The following is a 2,185-nucleotide window of genomic DNA, read 5'->3' as shown; positions in this document are numbered from 1 at the left end:
GCCGGAGCCCGACGAGACCCCCGGCAACCTGCCCGCCCGCACGCCGGCGCTGATCGGCCGCGCCCATGAACTGGCCGAGCTGGGCGCGCTGCTCGACGCGCACCCGCTGGTGACGGTGTGCGGCGGCCCCGGCGTCGGCAAGACYCACCTCGCGATGGCCGCCGCCGCCCGGCGCCGCGCCCGCCACCCCGACGGCAGCTGGTGGATCGACCTCGCACCGCTGACCGACGGCGCGCAGATCGCCCCGCTGATCGCCGGCACGCTCGGCCTGAAGCCGGTGGCCGGCGAGGACACGCTGGCGGCACTGGTGCGGCGCCTGAAGCCGCGCTCGCTGCTGCTGGTGCTCGACAACGCCGACCACCTGGCGCCCGAGGTGGCGCGGCTGGCCGGCGCGCTGGTGCAGGCGACGCCGCGCGTGTCGGTGCTGGTGACCAGCCAGGTGCCGCTGCGCGATCCGGCGCACCGGCTGCTGCGGCTCGGGCCGCTCGGCCTGCCGCCCGAGGGGGCGTCGCTCGACGAGGCCGCGCGCTGCGATGCGGTGCAGCTGCTGGCCGAACGCGCGGCCGGTGCCGGCAGCCCGCTGGCCGGCGACGCGCGCAGCATCGATGCCGCCACCGACATCTGCCGCCGGCTCGATGGCAACGCGCTCGCGATCGAGCTGGCCGCGGCCCGGCTGCCCGCGCTCGGCCTGACCGCGCTGGCCGAGCGGCTGCAGCAGCGCCTCGGGCTGCTCGCACCGCTGCCGCAGGTGCCGGCCTCGCGGCAGAACGCGCTCGCCGCGGCGCTCGACTGGAGCCACGGGCTGCTGTCGCCGGCCGAGCAGCAGGTGTTCCGCCGGCTCGGCGTGTTCCCGGGGGCGTTCGAGCTCGACCGCGCCGCGCTGTGCCTGGCCGACGACGACCTGCCGGCACCGCGCGTCATCGAGACGCTGCTCGACCTGGCCGACCGCTCGCTGCTGAGCGTCGACCGGGCAAGCGCACCGCGCTACCGCCTGCCGGAGAGCATCCGGCTGTACGCGCTCGACAGGCTGCAGGCCTCGGGTGAAGCGGCCGCCGTGCGGGCCGCCTTCGCGCGTGGCATGTGCGCGGTGTTCGACGAGGCCTACGAGGACCACTGGCGCTCGAACCCGCACGGCGCGCCCGGCGCCTGGCGCGACCGCTGGGCGCCCGAACTCGACGACCTGCGCGCCGCGCTGGACGAGGCCACCGCGAACGACCCGGACACGGCCGTCGCGCTGTACGGCTCGTCGTCACCGCTGTGGGGGGCGCTGCTGCTGCATGCCGAGGCCCGCGAGCGCGGCGAAGCGCTGGTCGGCCGGCTCTCCGACGGCCTGCCGTTGCAGGTGCTCGCGCGCTTCTGGGAGGGCTTGGCCCGGGCGCACAGCACCGAATACCCGCTGCGCTGCCGGGCCGCGGCCGAGCTGGCCGCGCAGCGCTACGCCGAGCTGGGCGATGCGCGCGGCGAGTACCTGGCCTGGGCCGAGTTCGCGCTGAACTGGCGTCTCGACCACCCCGAGGCGCGGCGGGCGCTGGCGCGCGCGAAGGCGATCGAGGATCCGCGCTGGCCGGCACCGGTGCTGGTGCACGGCCGCACCACCGAGGCGGTGCTCGACTTCACCGGCGGCGACGCCGAGCGCGGCCGCGAGAGCCTGCTGTCGCTCGCGCTGCTGTGCGAGCGCGACGGCTACCTCGAAGGCATGCTGCGCACCGGTGCGAACCTGGTCGACATCGACCGCCACACCGGCCGCAGCGCCGACGCGATCCGGCGCGGCGAGGCGCTGCTCACGCGGCTGCCGCCCGGGCGGGCGTCGGCCAACGAGTTCACGCTGTTCGCGAACCTGGTGGGGGCGCTGCTCGACCAGGGCGAGGTCGTGYGCGCGCGGGCCGTCGTCGGCGAGTGCGCGCGGCGGCTGCGGCGCCTGCCCGAGGACAGCTGCATGTGGTCGATGCTCGACCTGTTCGGCGTGCTGCATGCGCTGTCGGGCCGCACCGACGCGGCCGCGCGGCTGGCGGGCGCCTCGGTGCGCAACTACCGCGAGCGCGGCCGGCTGGTGCGGCAGCCGAATGAAGAGGCCGACCGGGCGCGGCTGGCCGGGCTGCTGGCGCGGCACCCCGATGCCGCCGAACTCGCGGCCTGGCAGGCCGAGGGCGAGCTGCTGACGATCGCCGAGGCCTGCGAGCTGGCC

The 2,185-nt window shown here is 77.0% G+C and carries 1 protein-coding gene; it reads left to right on the top strand.

Annotation, left to right across the window (positions count from 1 at the left end; translation table 11 throughout):
• Positions 1–2,185 (top strand): ATP-binding protein (locus AC1D01_RS31330; protein WP_477873408.1); only part of this gene is annotated, 2,185 nt, incomplete at both ends.

It is taken from the genome of Rhizobacter sp. P3_B12, from assembly GCF_056402895.1.
Note: the sequence above shows the minus strand (reverse complement) of the source record. Positions and strands in the feature narration are given on the sequence as shown.